Raw genomic sequence first — 19,550 nt, 5'->3', positions numbered from 1 at the left:
CGGCTTGGTTTGGCCTTCCGTCATTCTTCTCTCAAGGAGCGGTTTTTCAACTGCTCCTTGAGGAACACATCGGTAACCTTGAGCTTCTTGCAATCAGAATGATAAGGCATGGAAAAGATTACCCCCATTGTCAAAAAACTATCAGAAATTGCGGTCTCCATCTCCTCCGTGGCTATGATCTTGATTGTTCTTCTCATCCTTCTGGAAGTGTTTCTTCGATCCTTTTTGAACACCTCTACAATGATCGCCGACGAGTACAGCGCTTATCTGTACGTGGTGCTGGTTTTCTTTGGGCTGGGATACACCCTGGGAACGGACGGACACATTCGCGTTAAAGTGATTTTGTCACGACTCAGGGGACGTTCCCAATCTTTACTGGACCTTTGGGCTGCGGTGGCGGCTTTGGCTTTGACAGGATTTGCTCTGTGGTATTCCATCTTGCTGGTTCGTGAAGCTTACAGCTTAGAGATGGTTTCGGAGACACCTTCGCAAACGCCCATGTGGATTCCCCAAGCGGCCATACCCATAGGTCTGATTCTTTTCCTGGTGCCTCTGTTGGCACACGGAGTGGTGGCTGTTTTACGTTGCAAAGCGTCGCGATCCCCTTCTTAAGTTTTCTTGTCCCAAATGAAACGAATGTTCGGAGAAGCCAGCTCATGATTGCAGATCCGCTTCTTCTTTCCATCACCGTCTTTTGCATCATGTTTTTGTTTCTGCTGTCGGGCCTGTGGATCGGATTCTCTCTTATGGCCGCTGCCATTGCCGGAATGCTTTTCGCCGATTTGCATCTTCCCCCTGGTTTTTCCGTATGGACCAAGATCGGAAACCTTCTTGCCAATTCCCTATGGAACACTGTCAATTCTTGGTCTCTCACGGCCCTACCCCTGTTTGTTTTCATGGGGGAACTGCTGCACAGAACAGCCGTATCAGACAAGCTGTTCAACGGCCTTGTGCCTTGGTTAAATCGTATTCCCGGCAAACTCCTGCATGTTAATGTTTTCGCTTGCTCTTTGTTTGCCGCCGTCTCTGGATCCAGCGCCGCCACCACGGCCACCGTGGGCAAGATCACCCTGGACGAACTCTCAAAACGCGGCTACAGCGAGTCTCTCGCACTAGGGTCTTTGGCTGGCGCGGGAACCTTGGGATTCTTGATTCCCCCAAGCCTTATCATGATTATTTATGGCATTCTTTCCGACACTTCCATCGGTCAACTGTTCATTGGAGGCCTTCTTCCGGGATTGTTGCTGGCCGGTTGCTACTCTCTTTATATCGCTCTTTGCGCCATCGTAAATCCAAGCATTGTCCCGCCCCAGGAAGAAACTTTTACCTGGGGACAGCGTTTTCGGTCCTTGTGGGATTTGGCTCCCGTTCTTGGGCTCATTGCCGTGGTTCTGGGAGGCATCTATCTGGGCTATACCACACCGACGGAAGCCGCCGCCTTGGGGGTCCTGGGGGCCTTTGTGTTAGGCGTGCTTTTCCGCACCATGAATTGGAATGTCTTTAAAGATGCCCTACGGAGTGCCGTCCGCACATCCACCATGATTACTTTCATCATCATGGGGGCTGCCTTTTTGAGTCAGGTGGTCGGGTTTTTAGGCATCACTACGGCGGTCAGTCGTTTCATTGAGCAGCTCCACCTTTCTCCCTACATGCTGATTTTCATCCTGGGCCTCATGTACCTCTTTCTCGGTATGCTTTTAGACGGCATTTCCCTGGTGGTCATGACCTTACCCATCGTGCTGCCCATGGTGGTGCAGGCGGGATTTTCCCCCTTATGGTTCGGCATTTTTTTGGTCTTCATGGTGGAACTTTCCCAGGTGACACCACCTGTCGGTTTTAGCATTTTTGTCCTGCAATCCATGAGCCATAGGGATGTGGGTTTCATCCTCAAGGCAACTTTTCCCTTCTTTATGATCATGATTTTCATGGTCGTTCTTGTCACGCTTTTCCCTCAAATAGCCTTGTTTCTTCCCCAAAAAATGATCGGTTGAATTCCGTTCATTTTGACGCCGAGAAACAATTGACACCCTAACTCCCTTTGGATTACAAGCGCACATGACGGTCCAGGATCTCCCGCGAGAGTTCCCATCGGTGACGGTCATGTGCGTGCGAAACTGCGTGTTTTCTGGGAGACCTTCTTTCATGGACAAGTTGCGCCGACCCATCCTTGAGGGCGGCTTTCCATGGCGCCCTGACTTAGCGTTTCCCCGCCGAGTTGTTTTCGGAATCTTTTGTCAAGATTTCCAGTTTTTGAAACACGTTAAACCACAAAGGAGAATCCATGCGTTCCATTCACGTGGATGATATTGTACACACCGTACGGGATCTAGCCATTCGCGCCAATACAGAGTTAGGCGAAGATGTGGTAAGGGCTTTTGAGGCTGCTTTGGAAAAGGAAGAATCCCCTACTGGTCGAGACATCCTCAAACGGTTGATCGAAAACGCTCAAATCGCCCGTGAAGAAAAAATCCCCATGTGCCAGGACACGGGATTTGCGGTGGTCTTCGTGGAACTTGGCCAAGAGGTCCACATCGTAGGAGGGGCTTTGCGTGAGGCCGTTGAGGAAGGTGTGCGTCAAGGGTACCGGGACGGGTATCTTCGAAAAAGTATCTGTCATCCGTTCACGCGCCAAAACACCGGAGACAACACCCCTGCTATCATTCATGTTAATCTCCAACCCGGTGACCATTTTCGCCTCACCCTCGCTCCCAAAGGAGGAGGCAGTGAAAACATGAGTCGCGTGACGATGCTCACGCCTGCCGTGGGCGTTCAAGGGGTCAAGGACTTTGTGGTGCAGCGGGTAAAAGAATCGGGTCCCAATCCATGCCCGCCGACCATAGTGGGAGTAGGCATCGGTGGAACCCTTGAACAGGCCGCCTTGCTGGCTAAAAAGGCCTTGCTTCGTCCCTTGGGAAGCCTCAATCCCGACCCGGAACTTCAGGCTTTGGAAAAGGACTGGCTTGAAGCTATTAACCGCCTGGGCATCGGCCCACAGGGACTGGGAGGACGCATCACATCTCTTGCGGTCCACATTTCGATGATGCCATGTCATATTGCCAGTCTTCCCGTGGCGGTAAACATTCAATGCCATGCCGCTCGTCATAAGGAAGCTTCTTTGTAGGCCACCTTTGAGGTCTTCTGCGCCGCAACCCATGCGTGTTGAAAAGGCGCACCGAGGAGATGCTCCATGATGCCTAATGCCATCGTTTTGCAAACCCCACTGAGCGAAAACGACGTCACGTCCTTGAAAATTGGAGACCGTGTGCTGCTCAACGGTGTCGTCTACACCGCTCGAGATGCGGCCCACAAACGCCTTGTGGAGCTTTTGGAACGTGAAGAACCGTTGCCTTTTGATTTGAAAGGACAGGTGATCTACTATGTAGGACCGTCTCCGGCCGCGCCCGGTCGACCGGTCGGAGCTGCCGGACCGACCACAAGTTACCGCATGGACGCCTATGCTCCGCTTCTCATTCGTTACGGCCTGCGAGGTATGATTGGTAAAGGGGCTCGCAACCATGCTGTTAAGGAAGCGATGCAACGGTATAAAGCCGTTTATTTCGCCGCCATCGGCGGTGCTGGAGCTCTGATGGCTCGAAGCATCGTCTCAGCGGAAGTCATCGCCTATCCTGAACTCGGTCCCGAAGCTGTGCGCAAATTGGAGGTAAAAAACTTTCCGGTCATTGTGGCCAATGACGTTCATGGCGGCGACCTCTACGAAGAAGGCGTTCGCCTTTATGCACAGACGGCCTGACGGAATCGATCGGTGACCTGGTTGTTGACGAACGGATCGAGACCGTTCGCCTTGAAGACCACGAGATGGGCAGTTTTCCGATGACATGAGGAGGGTTCACATGAAGAAAGTCGTTTATCAACCCAAGGTCCGCTACAAGTTGCATCCAGGCTACTTAGCCTGGATTCTTCACCGTGCCACAGGTATCCTTTTGGGTCTCTACCTTTTCCTTCATATCTGGGTGATCCACCACCTGGCTCAGGGGGAAGAAGCTTTCAACGAGGTCATGGCCATCGTTCAGTCGCCTTTCTTTCACCTTCTTGAAATCGGGTTGCTGGCGACGGTGGTCTATCATGGATTGAACGGCCTGCGTGTGGTTTTTATCGACTATGGCAATCTGGCCAATCGAGGTCTCATGCGTAAAGCCGTCTACGCTGTCTTGGGAGTTTCCGCCGTTTTGGTCGCAGTAGGTGCCGTGCCCATGCTACGGCTGGCTTTCGGACTTTAAAGTCGTGAAATCGTGAATGGTGAAATCTTTAGGGTGGGAATGGCTAGCAAGCCCACCAGCGAACGAGCTCGATACACGGATTTGCTCGTTCTCGACACAGACTATTTACGACCCAAAAAATGCACGATTGACGACTTCACCATTTACGCTTAGGGAGGGTTGAAGATGTTGGGAAAATATTTCGGATCTGGTCGGTCAGGAGCGTTTGACTGGTTTTTTCAGCGCGTTTCCGGTGTCGCCCTGCTTATCACCCTGTTTTTGCATTTCTGGGTGTTGCATTACGCCACAGAAGGGCCCGTCACGTACCAAAAAGTCATGGCGCGAATGGTGTCTCCGGCATGGAAGGCTCTGGATATCGCCTTTTTGGTCTTCGCCGTATACCACGCCATGAACGGGTTTAAGATGATCATCGACGATTACGTGCATGCGTCGGGAATTCGAGCGGTGCTTGTGGGGGCTTTGTGGGTTGTGGCCATTGGATTTTTCGGGCTGGGCGTCCTCACCATCCTCACTCTCAAAGTGCAGGCCTAGCGACAAAGGAGCAAAGGTTACCATGGGAGATATACCAGTCACAGTCCATAAACATGACGCTTTGATCGTGGGTGCCGGGGGAGCGGGTCTTCGAGCGGCTTTGGAGGCTTCGAAATCTGTGAATACGGCGGTAATCAGCCAGGTGTTCCCCACGCGATCCCACACGGTGGCAGCTCAAGGGGGTGTGGCGGCTTCCTTGAGCAACGTAGAGCCTGACGATTGGGTCTGGCACATGTTTGATACGATCAAGGGAAGTGATTATTTGGGTGATCAAGACGCAATCGAGCTCATGTGTCGTATGGCCCCGGAAGTGGTCATCGAACTGGAACACATGGGCATGCCTTTTAGCCGCTTGCAGGACGGCAAGATTTTTCAGCGCCGTTTCGGAGGTCACACCAAGCATTTCGGCAAGGAAGCCATCTGCCGGACATGCGCTGCTGCGGATCGTACCGGTCACGCCATGCTTCACACGCTTTATGAACAATGCGTGAAAAACCAAGTTATTTTCTATAACGAGTTTTTTGCTTTGGAACTGCTCATGAACGAAGGGCATGTGGTGGGTGTTCTGGCATGGGATATCGCCAACGGAGGCTTTCACATCTTTCATGCCAAAGCCACTTTGTTCGCCACGGGAGGTTACATTCGCGTCTACAAGACAAATTCCAACGCCCACATCAACACAGGTGACGGCCTGTCCTTGACGTTGCGGGCCGGGTTGCCGGTTGAAGATTTAGAATTCGTTCAATTTCATCCTACAGGCATTTACGGCGTTGGAAACCTCATTACGGAAGGGGTACGTGGCGAAGGCGGCTATTTGCTCAACAAGGACGGGGAACGCTTCATGAAGCGTTACGCTCCCACAGTGTGGGATCTGGCCTCTCGGGACGTCGTTTCACGAGCCATGGCCGAAGAGATGCGTCAGGGGCGAGGCTGTGGTCCCAAAGGCGACTATATCTTGCTCAAGCTGGATCACATCGGAGCGGACATCATTCATGAACGGCTTCCCGGCATTTGGGAATTGGCCTGGGTGTTTGCCCATGTGGACTGTACCAAAGAGCCTATTCCCGTCACACCGACCGCCCATTATTCCATGGGAGGTATTCCCACAAACCGCTTAGCCGAAGTGGTCGTGGGCAACATGGAAAAGCCTGAAGAACCGGTCAAGGGCTTTTACGCCGCGGGAGAAGCCGCATGCGCTTCAGTGCATGGAGCCAATCGCCTGGGATCCAACTCCCTTCTGGACATCATGGTTTTTGGAAAGGTGGGAGGAAAGCGCATGGCAGAATTTGCCGAATCGCTCCCCGAACATGTGCCCCTTCCGGAAAATGCAGGCTCGAAAGGCATTGCGGAAGTCAAGAACCTTCTTAATGGAAACGGTCCGGAACGCATGGGCCTCATCTGGAACGAACTCAAAGAAACCATGGAGCTCAACTGCGGCGTATTCCGCACCGAGGAAACACTGACAACCCAACGGGAAATCCTCAAAAAACTATGCGAACGTTTCAAAAAGGTAGGCATCGCCGACAAAGGTCTGACTTATAATTTAGACCTCATTGAAACACTGGAGCTGGGCCATATGTTGGATTTTTCCAAAGCCATCGTGGAAGGGGCTCTGGCACGCCAAGAAAGTCGTGGGGCTCATTACCGTGACGATTACCCAAACCGGGATGATGCCAAATGGCATAAACACACTTTGGCCACGATGGACGAGGATGGAACCATCCATTTGGACTACAAGCCGGTGCGCATGAAACCCCTTACAGTGCCGACCTTTGAACCCAAGGAACGCGTTTATTAGGAGGTTGCACCTGGAGGAATCCATGGGCGTTTTGAAGTTTGGAGAAAGAAGAGGTGCATGAGATGGCAAAGACGGTGACATTCTCCATCTTTCGATATGATCCGGGAAAAGACAGCCGACCCTATTACAAAGACTATCGCGTTGAACTACGTCGCGCCGGCATGATGGTTCTGGACGGCCTCAACCAGATCCGTTGGGAACAGGACGGTACCTTGGCGTATCGTCGGTCGTGTCGAGAAGGCGTGTGTGGTTCTGACGGACTGAACATTAACGGCGTGAACATGTTGGCTTGCATCACTCACATCGAGGACCTTAAGGAACCCATCGTGGTGCAACCCTTGCCGTCCATGCCGGTGATCAAAGATTTGGTCGTCGACTTTACCGATTTTTACGCCAAGTACTATCTGGTGAAGCCCTACCTGATCACCAAAACTCCACCACCTTCGGACCGGGAACGACTGCAAAGTCCTGAAGATCGCAAGAAACTCGACGGCCTTTACGAATGCATCTTGTGCGCTTGCTGCAGCACATCGTGTCCCAGTTTTTGGGCGGATCCCAATTACTTGGGCCCCGCAGCTCTGCTGAAGGCTTGGCGTTTTATCGCCGATTCGCGGGATGAAGGAGCGGACGAACGTTTGGAAATTATCAACGACCGTGACGGCGCCTGGCGTTGCCATACCATTTTGAACTGCGTCGAAGCCTGTCCTAAACAGTTGAATCCCACGGAAGCCATCGCCCAGCTGAAAAAAGCCATCATTCACCGAAAATTCTAGCCATGCCCCAAACAGCGGAGCGGCTGCGGCCGCTCCGCCCAGTTTCTCATCCTTATCCCTTTGAATTGCCTGGATCACCTTCCCCTTGTCATAAAGTATCCCAGACCGTGAAGCGGCGTTGAAGTTCCCTGTTCTGTCGGTTACATATGGAACACAAGAAGGATCTTTTGAGTGTCACATCTTTCAACCGCATTTTTTGCGTGCTGTTTGTGGTCTACGCCGTGCGGCAACGCCGTGGAAGGAGGGCCGTTTATGCCAACGAGGGAAGATGAAAGCCACGAACTGAAGGATCTCAAGTTGGGATACAAACTCAGGGAGCTACGAGATAAATTCCGGCTGACTATTCAGGATCTTGCGGCACGTACAGGCCTTGACCCGGAAATGCTTAGCCACATGGAAAGCGGCGATCTTGTCCCTCCCGTGGCCACACTGCTCAAGCTCGCCAAGACTTTTCAGGTGGGACTGGCTTACTTCTTTGAAGACCAGCCCAGCGGTATCAAGATCTCTTTGACTCGAAAGGCCGATCGAAAACGTTTGGAAAAACGTCCGCATCACATGTCCGGGGAAGTGACCTACGTTTACGAAACCCTTGAAAACCGTAAACCCGACAAACACATGGAACCTTTTCTGGTGGAATTTCCAACGATGCCCACTGAGGACATGGTCTTTGTAAGCCATGAGGGTGAAGAATTCGTTTACCTTATGGAAGGACTTCTGGAATTTCGCACACCGGATCGAGTGGAGATTTTGGAGCCGGGAGACAGTCTCTATTTCGATTCCGAAGTCAGTCATAGTTTCCGCTGCGTGGGTGAAGGCACGGCCAAGGCCGTGGTCGTGGTGTGGAGTCGCCCATAAAGGTGAACAAGGATGGCGGCAATGATCGAGGTGCGATTTCATGGGCGTGGTGGACAAGGAACGGTGGTGGCTTCCATACTGATGGCCAAGGCCTTCTTTCAAGCCGGTTATTTCGTACAGAGTTTTCCCTTATTCGGTGTGGAAAGGCGTGGCGCGCCCGTAGAAGCCTACCTGCGCTTGAGCACAAGCAAGATTTTCATTCGAACCAACGTTTACACACCGGATCATGTGGTGGTTTTGGACCCGTCTTTAATCACGGCTGTGGATGTGACACGAGGGTTAAAGCCGGGCGGATGGATGCTCATCAACGCGCCGGATGGAATGAAAATGCCGGCTTCCTTTGCGGCTTTTTCAGTCGCTACAGTGGATGCCACCCGTATCGCCCTTAAACATTCTTTGGGCACTCGTACCCATCCTATCGTCAATACCGCCATGATGGGAGCTTTTGCTCGGGTTCTGGGCATGCCGCCCTTAGAAGCAGTTCTTCATGCCATTCAAGAAGAAATTCCCATAAAACCTGAAAACAATATGGCTGCAGCCCGCGAAGCCTTTGACGCTGTGATCTTTGCGGAATCCAGCCCGAGTCGAAAAGGCTTTTCCGAATCCGTTGGCACTTCTTCCTCCGCCGTTTCATGACGGCAGTGCAGAGAGGGGTTTTTTATGGGATATCCACCGACACCTTCGCGCTTAGTGCCCTTTATTCCTCGTTCCAGCACCACCACAGAGAGCAACAAAACAGGATCATGGCGTTTTCTTCAGCCGCGTTATGACGAAAAGACGGCGCCTTGCAGCGTCGCTTGTCCGGCTGGGGAAGATATTGCACGCGTGGAAATGCTTGTGGCTCAAGGCCTTTTTAAGGAAGCCTGGGAGACGATTCTTCAGGAAAACCCCTTTCCAGGCGTCTGCGGTCGAGTGTGTTTTCATCCCTGTGAGACGCGGTGCAATCGGGGTCCGTTTGATGAACCTATTGCCATTCATACGGTGGAACGATTTGTGGCGGACACGGCCATGCGCTACGGGCTACAGCCGGAATTGCGCAAAAGGGAATCCAACCAGGGAGAAAAAGTGGCGATAGTGGGGGCGGGGCCGAGCGGCCTTGCTGCTGCTTATTTCCTTGCCGGGTTGGGCTATGCATGCGACGTGTTTGAAGCACGCTCTGAACCCGGTGGTTTACTTCGTTGGGGAATTCCTCCCTACCGCCTGCCCCTTGCGGTGCTGCAGCGGGAACTGGAATGGATTCGTCTTCTGGGCGTCCGTCTGCATTGTGGTCAAAAAATATCCGAGGGATTTCTAAAAAACCTGTCAAAACGTTACGCTGCCATATTTCTGGGATGCGGCCTCTACGAAAACGTTCGATTAAATATTCCCGGAGAAGATCTCCCCGGAGTGGAACAAGGACTTCCTTTTCTGGAAAAAGTGCGTTCGGGAGAACCGCCCTCTTTGTCTGGAACCGTGGCCGTCATCGGTGGAGGGAACACAGCGATCGATGTCTCTCGATGCGCTATGAGACTTGGCGCTCGCCCAATCATGGTTTACCGAAGACGTCGGCAAGATATGCCGGCCTTTAGCCAAGAAGTGCTTATGGCCTTGGAAGAAGGCGTCGAGCTCATGGAACTGTGGACGCCTGTGGAAATAAGCAGGCACTCGGAAGGGCTCTTGTTAACATTGCAACACATGGAAGTGGTCTCAGAAGAAGGCGGACGCGCCAAGGTGCAATCGATTCCAGGTCGAACGACCCATCTCGTAGCTTCCAAGGTCTTTATGGCCTTGGGAAACACCGCCGAAGAACCCTGGCTCAATCCTCCTCCTGAAAGCTCATCCCATGTTCTGCGCCTGGCCAATAGCGTCATGGTGCACGAACCAGGTCAAGCGACCATGGTTTATGGTGGGGATTTGGCGGCGCAAAGCAAATCCGTGGCTCATGCCATCGGATCCGGCAAAGAAGCCGCCATAGCACTGGACGTTTTGTTCCGGGTAGGCTGGGACGCCATCATCGACCGTCTGTCCCATTGTCGCATCGGACCGGGACCTTCCTTGTCCATGGAAATTTACCTCCAAGGAGAACGGTGCCGCCGAAATCCTCATGTGGTCACCTTTGAAGAAATCAATACCGATTATTTCCTTTACAGCCCTCGTATTGTGCAACCTCGGTTGTTGAAAGAGGAACGGCTTCAAAGTTTCGCTGAAATTGATCTGAAAATCTCGGCCGCTCTGGCCATTCGTGAAGCCGAACGCTGCTTCAACTGCGGACTTTGTAACCAGTGCGACAACTGCCGCCTCTACTGTCCGGACCTTGCCGTATGTAAAGACGCTTCGACCCAAGGCCGCCACATCAATCTGGACTACTGTAAGGGTTGCGGCGTTTGCGTGGTGGAATGCCCTCGAAACGCCATGTCCTTGGTGGAAAATGAAACGGGAGGCCGCTCATGAAAAAAGTGGTGGAAGGCAGCCATGCCGTCTCCGAAGCCGTGCGGCTGTGTCGAGTCCAGGTGATCTCGGCCTATCCTATCACGCCGCAGACCCATATCGTGGAACTGCTGTCCGAATTTTGTTCTGACGGATCTCTGAAGGCTAAGTTTCTGCGCGTGGAAAGTGAACACTCGGCCATGGCGGCTCTCATCGGTGCAGCATCTGCGGGCGTGCGCACCTTTACAGCCACATCGTCCCAGGGGCTGGCTCTGATGCATGAATTGCTTCATTGGGCTTCAGGAGCCCGACTTCCCATCGTCATGGCCGAAGTCAATCGAGCCTTGGCACCCGGTTGGAACATCTGGACAGATCAAACGGACAGCCTTGCTCAAAGAGATACGGGATGGATTCAAATTTACTGCGAAGACGCCCAAGAAGCCTTGGATTCGACCATTCAGGCTTACAAACTGGCCGAAACGGTCTTTTTGCCGGTCATGGTCGTTTTGGACGCTTTCTTTTTATCCCACACCTACGAACCTGTAGACATTCCAGAACAGGAAGAAGTGGACCGGTTTCTGCCTCCTTTTCGCCCAGCCTTTCAGTTGGACCCACGAGAACCCTCTGCTTTCAATCAGTTGTCCCCCCCCAATGTTTACATGGAGATGCGTCGGGATCTTCAAGATGCCATGGAATCATCGATTGATGTTCTTGAGCGTATCGAACAAGAGTACCAGGCCCTTTTTGGAAGACGCTACGGAGCCGTGGAAAGCGTGCGTTGTGAGGATGCGGACATTATTTTTGTAACGTCTGGAACGATCACAAGCACCTGTCGTCTTGTGGTTGAAAAATTGCGTCGGAAAGGTGAAAAGGTGGGACTACTGAAAATGCGACTCTTTCGACCTTTTCCTTACGGTCTGCTGAAACAGTCGACCCTGAAAGCTCGAAAGCTTGCTGTAATTGACAGGAACTTTTCCTACGGAGCCTCGGGGATCTTTGCGCAGGAAATCCGAGCCGCCCTCTGTAATGAAACCCGTAGACCTTTGGTTTTTGGCTATGTGGCCGGGCTCGGCGGTCGAGATGTGACACCGGAGTTGTTGGAAGAAATTTACTGGAAAACGAAAACTTCCCCTCATCCGGAATCGGAAAGCGTCTGGATGGGCTTGCAACAACCCGCTCCGGCCGCTTAAAGAAGCTCGTTTCTTTAAAGGAGTTATGCCATGGAAGCTTATCCTCAAGATCGGGAATACATATGTTCGGGCCATGTAGGATGCCCAGGATGCGGAGCGGCCATTGCCATGCGGTTTCTTCTGAAGGCTCTCGGGGACAAGACCATCTTGGTCATCCCTGCGTGCTGCTGGTCCATCATCGCCGGCCCTTACCCTCAGTCGACCCTTAAGGTCCCCGTGCTGCACACTGCCTTTGAAACGGGAGGTGCCGTGGCCAGTGGTGTGCGCGCGGCTCTCGACATCAAAGGCGATCAAGAAACCACGGTGGTGACCTGGGCGGGAGACGGCGGAACCTTTGACATCGGATTTCAGGCTTTGAGCGGAGCGGTGGAACGTAACGAAGACTTTCTCTATGTCTGTTATGATAACGAAGCCTATATGAATACCGGGGTGCAGCGCAGTTCTTCAACGCCGTACGGTGCCTGGACCACCACGACCCCTGGACAGGAATGGAAAAAGCTTCGGAAGAAAAACATCGTGGAAGCCCTTGTGGCTCACCGTATTCCCTACGCGGCCACAGCCAGTATCGCTTTTCCCGAAGATCTCATGCGAAAGGTGCACAAAGCCAAAGGCATCAAAGGCTCGCGGTTCTTACACATCTATGCCTCATGCCCGACGGGCTGGCGTATGCCTTCGGAACTGGCCGTCAAAATCGCAAGAATGGCCGTTCAAACCAATATCTTTCCTCTCTACGAAGTGGAAAACGGAGTCCGCTACACGATCAACTATATGCCCAAAGGATACTTGGTGCGCGAATACTTTCAACTGCAAGGCCGGTTCAAACATCTTACGGAAACCGATCTGGAACAAATCCAACAAATGGTGGACGAAGACTGGGAATTGCTTTTGAGAAAAGCCGGCCTCAGCCCAGGAGCCGCCGGACCTATCCCGGCACCTCGGCACACTGCCGGCCAGCGCGGCTTATGACCGCATATTCTTGTTTTCAGAGCCTACGAGGGTTCATGATGCAAAGGTTTTGGCCTCTGTTGGCATGGATCGCTTATTTGCTTTTACCTTTTGATGTGCTGCCCGATTTTCTTTTGGGGCTTGGCTGGACCGATGATCTTGTGCTACTGGCCCTCATCTACTATCTCTTTTTCCACAGAGGATCCTTTGAAAGCTCAAAAACATCTTCCCAAAATTCCAATACGGGAAAAGAGTCAGCAGGATTCGAAAGCCGCTCCAGAACCGAAAACACTCAAGAGAGCCGCACAGGAAACAAGGGGAAAAACCCGTACGAAATTCTTGGTGTTTCACCAGGGGCCGATCCGGAAACCATCAAAAAAGCTTATCGCCACATGGCGGCCAAATATCATCCGGACAAAGTAAGCCATCTAGGAGAGGAGTTTCAGCGGTTGGCCAAAGAAAAGTTTCAGGAGATTCAATGGGCTTACGAGGTCCTGAGCCGCGGATGGCAGGAGTCCAAGCCATGAGCGAAACCGTAGCCTCCAGGGAACAAAACAAACCACCGTACACGTACCGTTTAGTGAACATTGAATGCTTACCTCAGTCAGACCACTACAACGTCATCATGGAGCTGAAGAAATCCATTGAGGATCTTCTGCCTTACTGCGCCGCGGTTCTTCCAGGAGCCACGTATGTTCATGGAAGTGGCGTGGTGAATGTCATGGATCAAGGACATATCGTGGCCATTTACGGAGACAGGATCACCATCACGGATGTCTCGGGACCTGAAGAGGCTTCTGTTTGGTGCCACCGGTACTTTGAAATCATCGAACAGATCCGCCGGGAACGAGACAGGATCACCCCTGCGCTGCGCACGCGTCCTTCGGAAAGTGTCCTTGATATCTATCGAATCCTTCCCAAGACCAATTGCGGCCGATGCGGTGTTCCCACCTGTCTGGCCTTTGCGGCAAAGGTCTTTCGAAGGGAAAGTTCTCTGAAAGAATGCACGGAGATTCAAGAGTGATCGAATCCCCCACAGAGCACCGCTGGGTTTTTCTTTATACTTTGGCCAATCGATTTGAGGCGGACCTCCTCACGGATGTTTTAGAAAGGAACGGAGTTCCCTATTTCGTTCGCTCCTTTGTAGAAACAGCCTATGACGGCTTGTTTGTGCCGCAGCGGGGCTGGGGGCAGATTCTCGTGCCCGCGGGCTATCTCAGCACGGCTCGAAAGCTCGTTGCTACCGTCCTAGAATCTCTTGAGACTCCGAGCCTGTATGAGTCGCTGGAAGATCTGGATCCATTACTTTGGGACCGGCTCATGCATTGCGATCCTAAAGACGTGTGTCTACGGGCCTCGGTCGGTTGGAACGTGCAGAAACAATCGTACCTTATCCCTTTTCTGGCTGGATCTTTTGAGTGTTTCCCGGCTCAGAAAACCGTCCAGGCACTCCAAGGCCTGACGTGGCCAACGGTAGATTTCCAGACCGGGCTCGTCCTTTTGCACTACCTTCTGGAAGCCCACAATTCTTCCCCTACGGGCCGATGGATCAGTGAAAAGGAGATTCCTTCAGGACACCAGTTTTTTACCGGCCCTCACGCCTTCCCCCTGGATTCCGTCCTTCGACACATTGTCGACAATCCACATCGATTCAAAGAAGCCTGCGAAAGACTTGGAGGTGTTCCTGTCGAGGCGGGCGATATGGCGTATACTTTTCGCGTTCTTCCGCGCATTCCCATGCAATGGATCTATTGGAAAGGGGACGATGAGTTCCCAGCAACTCTCACGGTGCGTTTTGATGCAAGCATTACTAGACACCTGAATGCCTTAGACACCATCTGGGCCATGGTCAATGTTTTTGTCCGCCATTTCAAGGCCGCGTTGAAACAGGCATAAGACACAGGGCGGCTTGCGAGATCTTCAGCGACAACGCCCCTTCAGAAGAAATGGAACGGCGGAGACCACGCTCCACCTTACAGGTTCGTCATCGCAGCGGAGTTTAAATGATGTGGTGGCGAGGCGGCGCCTCGCCTTCCCTTTCAAACGGCATTCAATGCAACGGCCTTTGTCGTTCTTGGAAAGGTCCAAGGAGCTTGTGCATTAGACTTTGGTGCCATTGAGGTAAGCCGCATTCAGAAAGCCTGGAACAATGGGTCGGTGAGACACGTCCGGAGGCGAAAAGTCAAAGACCTTGGAAAGGAAAAGGGTCACAATACGAAATGTAGCTCCCCACAAGATTTCCACATGCACGCCGTCTTGATGCAAAAAACAGGGAAAATCCTGAGGCGGGGGCTCTACGGAACTTTGCACTTCGGGATCCACGTATAACCTGTAGCGGTAGTAATGGTCAGGGTTCAGAAGTTGTCGCAAAGGGATGTTGACAATGCGATCCACTTCCCAGTTGGTCACAAAACGATGCGGCCGAGAAATCCATCCAACCAACGGATGAATGACTCGAACGAACAAACGCAACCTTTCCGCCGGCAAGGGGCCAAGGAAACGGACAAAAAACGGATTAAGGCGCATCTCTTCCCAGCTTTCCCTCAAGCTCGTGGCCAGGAGCAAGGCTAGTTGCTGAGCCGCTTGGGGGACATTTCGGCGAAGCGTTGACCAATGAGGCCACCGAGACAGAGGTAATCCCGGCAAGGAAAGGGCTTTCGCCAAAATAGGATCCAGTCGCGGTTCCACAGTGCCTCCGGGACAGCACAAGTCCCCACTTTGGCGTACGTGCCGGGAACGGCGGTTAAGGATCAGGCAGGGTTCCTGATCGCACCCATTTTCCTGCAGACCGCAGCCCAAGAGCACAAGCACACTGGATAACGATCGCCGTTGCTTCCAGGACTCGTCGCTGGATGCGTCTGTAGGGTGAAAGGGGGCCAGTCGATCCATAATGTGCTTCTGTAGGAGGTCTGACTGGCTGAGAATTCTATCAAGATCCCCTAAGGCAACATGGGATTTCATGGTCTTAAACCCATCCATTTTTCGTATTCGGCCCATTTCTTTTCCAGACGCCCGGCCGAAACAGCGTAACGCCTCTTCACCTCCGGTGCAAACACAGAGAGTTTGTATTCTTCTATCATCCAGCGCATCTCGTCAAGGAACTCACGAATCTGAGCCGGAGCATCCTGGGCAAGGTTTTCTCGAGCTCGTCGATAACGATCCACAAAAGGAGCCACTTCGGCCCATTTCTGCAGATCCTTTTCTGGAGCCACGTAGGCCCGTTCAGCCCGGAAAACCAGCCCTCGAAGGTATCTCGGCAACTCCCGCATTACGGCACTCCGATACCGGCTCAAAAAATCCTGAGGGACCAAGGCATTCATCTCTTGTTCCACAGCTTGCAATCGTTCCAATGCCATGGCCGTGGTAGCGCTCTTTGAGCGAAATTTTTCGAGCGTAGCGTCCACTTCCGCACGAGCTTTAAGCACGGCTATGACCTCAGACCAGAGTCGTCGAGCACGGCTGTCCAGCTGTGGTGGAAGTTCCCGGAGGGTCTGCCTGTATTTTTCTTCGTCTAGGGGTTGTGGATCGTGGAGATCGAAAAGTTCTCGAAGCATATAAACATGCGCTTGCTTCTGCGCTTCACCCAGTTGGCCGAGAAAATGAAGAGCCCTCAGAGGCAGGGGCGCCTGATCGGATTCGGAACGTTTTCCGGGTAGCGTCAGGATCCATTCTTTGCGAAGTCCTTTGAGGAATGGAGCGAAAGCATGCTGGTAAAGAACGAGCAAACCGTCTCGAGTGGCTTCTTGAGCCGATTGGAGATCCCCGAAGAGACGGATGGACACACTCGTACCTTCGGCCTGAAGCCCAGGGTAGGCATACCGCATGACACCATAGGCGTCACGCCCGAGCTCGATTTTTTCCGGAAGGGTTCCAAAATCCCAGGAAGTCAAACCGGTGCGTTCCCACTGCCGACGCGCTTCATCCCAAACCACATCGTGATAAACTTGACAGGTGTGCTTTTGGAGCTGCGCCAAGTCTCTGCCAGATTGCAGCACGCGACCTTTTTCGTCCACCACTTCAAAACGCATTCTCAAATGATTGGAAAGGGCTTCTCGAGGCCACAGAGACCTTGGCACATGCAAACCGTAAAGTTCGAAAACAGTCTGTTCCATGGCCGTGTAAAAATCTCCCTGTCCGAAAGGAAGATGCCGAACAATTTTTCGGGCTGTTTCGGACAATGGAGCCAGCTGTCGTCGAAGGGTTTTCGGTAAGCTTTTCAACAGCACGAGAATTTTTTCTTCAAGAAGACCGGGAACAAGCCATTCAAAATCTTCCGCCTTTAGACGTGTGAGCACGTGAATAGGCACGGTCACCGTCACGCCGTCCGTTTCTTCTCCCGGGCAAAAACTGTAACGTAGCGGCAGACGGCATTCTCCCAAATCGAGAGTGTCGGGATACTGTTCAAGTCCCCAGGAGCCCAGGCCTTCCTTGAAGAAATCCTCTTTCTTCATACGGAGACGAGCGTCACCGCCTTGGTCCTTTAACCACTTGTCAAAAGAACCGATGTCGGAAAGCAAAGGAATGCGCCGATCATAAAAGGCAAAAATGTCCTCATCATCGATGAGCACGCCTCGACGTCGAAGCTTGTCTTCCACATTTTCCAAGCTTTCACGAAGCTTTTGATTGTATTCGTAAAAACCGTACAGCTTGGGCAAGTCTCCTTCCACAAGGGCCGATCGAATAAAAATTCGGCGTGCTTCTTCGGGATCATGTCGTGCAAAATCCACGGGTCTCTTTTCCACAATGGGAAGACCGTAAAGGGTCACCCTTTCAAAGGCTACCACATGACCACGCTTTTTTTCCCAGTGTGGAGCCGAGACATGGGATTTGGTCAGATGGCGTCCCAAATCCTCCAACCAAGCAGGCTCGATGTCGGCGGCCATACGTGCAAAAAGACGGCTTGTTTGAACGATTTCCGCTGCCACGATCCAGTCGCCGCCTCTGTTAAAGAGGCTGGAGCCGGGAAAAAGCATGATCCGGCGGCCTTTGGAACCCAGATAAATGTTCTTTTCTTTCTTAAGCGCCACATGGCTCAAGTAGCCGGAAGCCACACTTCGATGAATGGCTTCATAGGAAGCTCCTGTTTCCTCCTCGCGAACCGCTCCAGCAAGCCCCACTTCGTCCAGGATGGCTTGGATCTCTTCCACCACCTGAGCCCATTCGCGCATACGACGATACGACAGGAAATGCTCCCGACAAAAGGCTCGCAACTGGGATTGAGACGCACCTTCACGGCGTTTTTGTTGGTAGGTTCTCCAGATGTTCAGGAGTGTAAGGAAATCGGAACGTCGGTCTCGAAACCGCGCATGGATCTGATCCGCTTGTTCTTGGACTTCAAAAGGCCTTTCTCTCGGGTCTTGAATACTGAGGGCGGCACACAAAACGGTCACCTCTTCCAAGACCCCTTCTCTTTCCGCTTGAATGAGCATGCGGGCGATGCGAGGGTCCAAAGGGAACCGCGCCATCATACGTCCCAGGTCCGTCAGGCGATGATGGTGGTCCACAGCGCCCAACTCCATGAGCACCGCATACCCATCTTTGACGGCGGCGGCAGATGGCGGGTTTAGAAATGGAAAGGATCTGACATCGCCGAAACGCCAAGCCAACATTTTCAAAATGACATCAGCCAGGTTGGATCTTAGGATTTCCGGCGCTGTATACTTAGGACGGCTCGCATAATCTTCTTGGGCATAGAGTCGCACACACACGCCGGGCCCCGTACGGCCGCAACGACCGGCCCTTTGATCCGCGCTGGCCTGCGATATCGGCACCACCGGCAGACCTTGAGTGCGGCTTCGAGGGTTGTAAACGGCCAAGCGAGCAAGTCCGGTGTCCACCACACAACAAATCCCTGGGATGGTGACCGAAGTTTCCGCAACGTTGGTGGCGACAACGATCTTTTCCTGAGAAAGAAGCTGAAAGACTTTTTCCTGGTCCGCTTCTGCAAGCCTTCCATAAAGGGGCAAGACCGCCGTCGATGATCCATAGGCTTCCTGCAACCGAGTGCAGGTTTCTCGAATGTCGTTTTCCGTGGGCATGAAGACGAGGATGTCCCCACGAAGCCCTTCCTTTTTGAGATCGGCGACGGCTTCCACGGCCAAATCCACAGCCGTGCTCTCTTCTTGAGTGTCGGGCTGCGGAGGTCGATACCGTATCTCCACAGGATACGTTCGCCCTGTCACTTTGATCATAGGCGCATTGTCAAAGGCCTTTGAAAAACTTTCCGGATCGATGGTCGCCGAGGTGATGACAATTTTCAGGTCGGGACGCCGTGACATAGCCTTGCGGAGCAGGCCGAGAAGAAAATCGATGTTCAGGCTTCGTTCATGGGCTTCATCCACAATCACCACATCATAACTTTTGAAAAAACGATCGGTTTGGGCTTCCGCCAGCAGAATCCCATCGGTCATGAACTTGACGCGGGTTCGCTTCGAAAGCCGCTCCTGAAAACGAATCTTATAGCCCACCAGACCACCGAGGGGTTCTTGCAGTTCTTCCGCAACGCGACGGGCCAGAGTCACCGCGGCAAGGCGCCTGGGCTGCGTTATGCCGATAAGCCTTCTTTCACCCAAACCGGCTTCCAGACACATTTTCGGCAACTGGGTGCTCTTACCTGAGCCGGTATCCCCGGTCACCACCACCACCCGATGACGGCGAAGAGCTTCGACAATGAGGTCTTTCTTCTCCGTAATGGGTAAATCGTCCGGGTAGGACCATCGAGGGGGTAGGAGTGACGGCGGGCTCGATGCAGATAAAAAACCCTCGGGAAATTCATGGCTTCCCGAGGGCTTTCGGTGCGACATGGAAGCAGTCA

Annotated in this window: 18 protein-coding genes; 16 read left to right on the top strand and 2 right to left on the bottom strand. The window is 52.8% G+C overall.

Translation table 11 applies throughout. The features are described 5' to 3' along the window. The first annotated feature begins 108 nt into the window (after nucleotides 1-108). From WHS46_00965 to WHS46_00890, 16 genes are all read left to right on the top strand, one after another. Nucleotides 109-612 carry a TRAP transporter small permease gene (locus WHS46_00965; protein ID MEJ5347246.1) on the top strand — a complete coding sequence of 168 codons (504 nt, stop codon included), beginning with the start codon at nucleotides 109-111 and terminating at the stop codon, nucleotides 610-612. A 44-nt stretch (nucleotides 613-656) separates the two neighbouring features. Next, nucleotides 657-1,991, top strand: a complete 1,335-nt coding sequence (locus WHS46_00960) for a TRAP transporter large permease subunit (protein MEJ5347245.1) — start codon at nucleotides 657-659, stop codon at nucleotides 1,989-1,991. Between the two features lie 290 nt (nucleotides 1,992-2,281). Next, nucleotides 2,282-3,121, top strand: a complete 840-nt coding sequence (locus WHS46_00955; protein MEJ5347244.1) for a fumarate hydratase — start codon at nucleotides 2,282-2,284, stop codon at nucleotides 3,119-3,121. 66 nt (nucleotides 3,122-3,187) lie between these two features. After that, nucleotides 3,188-3,751, top strand: coding sequence for a Fe-S-containing hydro-lyase (locus WHS46_00950; GenBank protein MEJ5347243.1), 564 nt, complete (start codon nucleotides 3,188-3,190; stop codon nucleotides 3,749-3,751). A 100-nt stretch (nucleotides 3,752-3,851) separates the two neighbouring features. Next, nucleotides 3,852-4,238 carry a succinate dehydrogenase, cytochrome b556 subunit gene (gene sdhC, locus WHS46_00945; protein ID MEJ5347242.1) on the top strand — a complete coding sequence of 129 codons (387 nt, stop codon included), beginning with the start codon at nucleotides 3,852-3,854 and terminating at the stop codon, nucleotides 4,236-4,238. 165 nt (nucleotides 4,239-4,403) lie between these two features. Continuing rightward, a complete protein-coding gene (gene sdhD, locus WHS46_00940) occupies nucleotides 4,404-4,769 on the top strand; it encodes a succinate dehydrogenase, hydrophobic membrane anchor protein (protein ID MEJ5347241.1) in 366 nt (121 codons plus the stop codon). A 22-nt stretch (nucleotides 4,770-4,791) separates the two neighbouring features. Then, the gene (gene sdhA, locus WHS46_00935; protein ID MEJ5347240.1) at nucleotides 4,792-6,567 is read left to right on the top strand and encodes a succinate dehydrogenase flavoprotein subunit; all 1,776 of its coding nucleotides are present in this window, start codon (nucleotides 4,792-4,794) and stop codon (nucleotides 6,565-6,567) included. A 62-nt stretch (nucleotides 6,568-6,629) separates the two neighbouring features. Next, on the top strand, nucleotides 6,630-7,340 hold the full coding sequence (locus WHS46_00930) for a succinate dehydrogenase iron-sulfur subunit (GenBank protein ID MEJ5347239.1): 711 nt from the start codon (nucleotides 6,630-6,632) through the stop codon (nucleotides 7,338-7,340). A gap of 252 nt (nucleotides 7,341-7,592) precedes the next feature. Next, nucleotides 7,593-8,195, top strand: a complete 603-nt coding sequence (locus WHS46_00925) for an XRE family transcriptional regulator (GenBank protein ID MEJ5347238.1) — start codon at nucleotides 7,593-7,595, stop codon at nucleotides 8,193-8,195. Nucleotides 8,196-8,207: 12 nt separating this feature from the next. Further along, nucleotides 8,208-8,831 carry a 2-oxoacid:acceptor oxidoreductase family protein gene (locus WHS46_00920; GenBank protein MEJ5347237.1) on the top strand — a complete coding sequence of 208 codons (624 nt, stop codon included), beginning with the start codon at nucleotides 8,208-8,210 and terminating at the stop codon, nucleotides 8,829-8,831. Nucleotides 8,832-8,855: 24 nt separating this feature from the next. After that, the gene (locus tag WHS46_00915) at nucleotides 8,856-10,625 is read left to right on the top strand and encodes an FAD-dependent oxidoreductase (protein MEJ5347236.1); all 1,770 of its coding nucleotides are present in this window, start codon (nucleotides 8,856-8,858) and stop codon (nucleotides 10,623-10,625) included. Continuing rightward, nucleotides 10,622-11,791: a transketolase C-terminal domain-containing protein gene (locus WHS46_00910; GenBank protein MEJ5347235.1), complete on the top strand. Its 1,170-nt coding sequence runs from the start codon at nucleotides 10,622-10,624 to the stop codon at nucleotides 11,789-11,791. Before WHS46_00915 ends, WHS46_00910 begins: the two co-directional genes overlap by 4 nt. A gap of 30 nt (nucleotides 11,792-11,821) precedes the next feature. After that, the gene (locus tag WHS46_00905; GenBank protein ID MEJ5347234.1) at nucleotides 11,822-12,757 is read left to right on the top strand and encodes a 3-methyl-2-oxobutanoate dehydrogenase subunit beta; all 936 of its coding nucleotides are present in this window, start codon (nucleotides 11,822-11,824) and stop codon (nucleotides 12,755-12,757) included. A 35-nt stretch (nucleotides 12,758-12,792) separates the two neighbouring features. Further along, complete coding sequence (locus WHS46_00900) at nucleotides 12,793-13,263, top strand: DnaJ domain-containing protein (protein ID MEJ5347233.1); 471 nt, start codon at nucleotides 12,793-12,795, stop codon at nucleotides 13,261-13,263. Next, nucleotides 13,260-13,760 carry a (Fe-S)-binding protein gene (locus WHS46_00895; GenBank protein ID MEJ5347232.1) on the top strand — a complete coding sequence of 167 codons (501 nt, stop codon included), beginning with the start codon at nucleotides 13,260-13,262 and terminating at the stop codon, nucleotides 13,758-13,760. Before WHS46_00900 ends, WHS46_00895 begins: the two co-directional genes overlap by 4 nt. Next, nucleotides 13,757-14,632 carry a DUF3786 domain-containing protein gene (locus WHS46_00890; GenBank protein MEJ5347231.1) on the top strand — a complete coding sequence of 292 codons (876 nt, stop codon included), beginning with the start codon at nucleotides 13,757-13,759 and terminating at the stop codon, nucleotides 14,630-14,632. The genes WHS46_00895 and WHS46_00890 overlap by 4 nt, the downstream gene beginning before the upstream one ends. A gap of 204 nt (nucleotides 14,633-14,836) precedes the next feature. On the opposite strand, the gene WHS46_00885 is transcribed toward WHS46_00890, so the two are convergent. Further along, complete coding sequence (locus WHS46_00885; GenBank protein ID MEJ5347230.1) at nucleotides 14,837-15,697, bottom strand: CoA pyrophosphatase; 861 nt, start codon at nucleotides 15,695-15,697, stop codon at nucleotides 14,837-14,839. After that, the gene (gene hrpA / locus WHS46_00880) at nucleotides 15,694-19,539 is read right to left on the bottom strand and encodes an ATP-dependent RNA helicase HrpA (protein MEJ5347229.1); all 3,846 of its coding nucleotides are present in this window, start codon (nucleotides 19,537-19,539) and stop codon (nucleotides 15,694-15,696) included. Before hrpA ends, WHS46_00885 begins: the two co-directional genes overlap by 4 nt. Between the last annotated feature and the right edge of the window lie 11 nt (nucleotides 19,540-19,550).

This window comes from Desulfosoma sp. (assembly GCA_037481875.1).
Taxonomy (GTDB): domain Bacteria; phylum Desulfobacterota; class Syntrophobacteria; order Syntrophobacterales; family DSM-9756; genus Desulfosoma.
Note: the sequence above shows the minus strand (reverse complement) of the source record. Positions and strands in the feature narration are given on the sequence as shown.

Excerpts from the sequence above, each read along its gene's own strand:
- WHS46_00965 (MEJ5347246.1), top strand. The coding sequence starts at position 109 with ATGGAAAAGATTACCCCCATTGTCAAAAAACTATCAGAAATTGCGGTC.
- WHS46_00960 (MEJ5347245.1), top strand. The coding sequence starts at position 657 with ATGATTGCAGATCCGCTTCTTCTTTCCATCACCGTCTTTTGCATCATG.
- WHS46_00955 (MEJ5347244.1), top strand. The coding sequence starts at position 2,282 with ATGCGTTCCATTCACGTGGATGATATTGTACACACCGTACGGGATCTA.
- WHS46_00950 (MEJ5347243.1), top strand. The coding sequence starts at position 3,188 with ATGATGCCTAATGCCATCGTTTTGCAAACCCCACTGAGCGAAAACGAC.
- sdhC (MEJ5347242.1), top strand. The coding sequence starts at position 3,852 with ATGAAGAAAGTCGTTTATCAACCCAAGGTCCGCTACAAGTTGCATCCA.
- sdhD (MEJ5347241.1), top strand. The coding sequence starts at position 4,404 with ATGTTGGGAAAATATTTCGGATCTGGTCGGTCAGGAGCGTTTGACTGG.
- sdhA (MEJ5347240.1), top strand. The coding sequence starts at position 4,792 with ATGGGAGATATACCAGTCACAGTCCATAAACATGACGCTTTGATCGTG.
- WHS46_00930 (MEJ5347239.1), top strand. The coding sequence starts at position 6,630 with ATGGCAAAGACGGTGACATTCTCCATCTTTCGATATGATCCGGGAAAA.
- WHS46_00925 (MEJ5347238.1), top strand. The coding sequence starts at position 7,593 with ATGCCAACGAGGGAAGATGAAAGCCACGAACTGAAGGATCTCAAGTTG.
- WHS46_00920 (MEJ5347237.1), top strand. The coding sequence starts at position 8,208 with ATGGCGGCAATGATCGAGGTGCGATTTCATGGGCGTGGTGGACAAGGA.
- WHS46_00915 (MEJ5347236.1), top strand. The coding sequence starts at position 8,856 with ATGGGATATCCACCGACACCTTCGCGCTTAGTGCCCTTTATTCCTCGT.
- WHS46_00910 (MEJ5347235.1), top strand. The coding sequence starts at position 10,622 with ATGAAAAAAGTGGTGGAAGGCAGCCATGCCGTCTCCGAAGCCGTGCGG.
- WHS46_00905 (MEJ5347234.1), top strand. The coding sequence starts at position 11,822 with ATGGAAGCTTATCCTCAAGATCGGGAATACATATGTTCGGGCCATGTA.
- WHS46_00900 (MEJ5347233.1), top strand. The coding sequence starts at position 12,793 with ATGATGCAAAGGTTTTGGCCTCTGTTGGCATGGATCGCTTATTTGCTT.
- WHS46_00895 (MEJ5347232.1), top strand. The coding sequence starts at position 13,260 with ATGAGCGAAACCGTAGCCTCCAGGGAACAAAACAAACCACCGTACACG.
- WHS46_00885 (MEJ5347230.1), bottom strand. The coding sequence starts at position 15,697 with ATGAAATCCCATGTTGCCTTAGGGGATCTTGATAGAATTCTCAGCCAG.
- hrpA (MEJ5347229.1), bottom strand. The coding sequence starts at position 19,539 with ATGTCGCACCGAAAGCCCTCGGGAAGCCATGAATTTCCCGAGGGTTTT.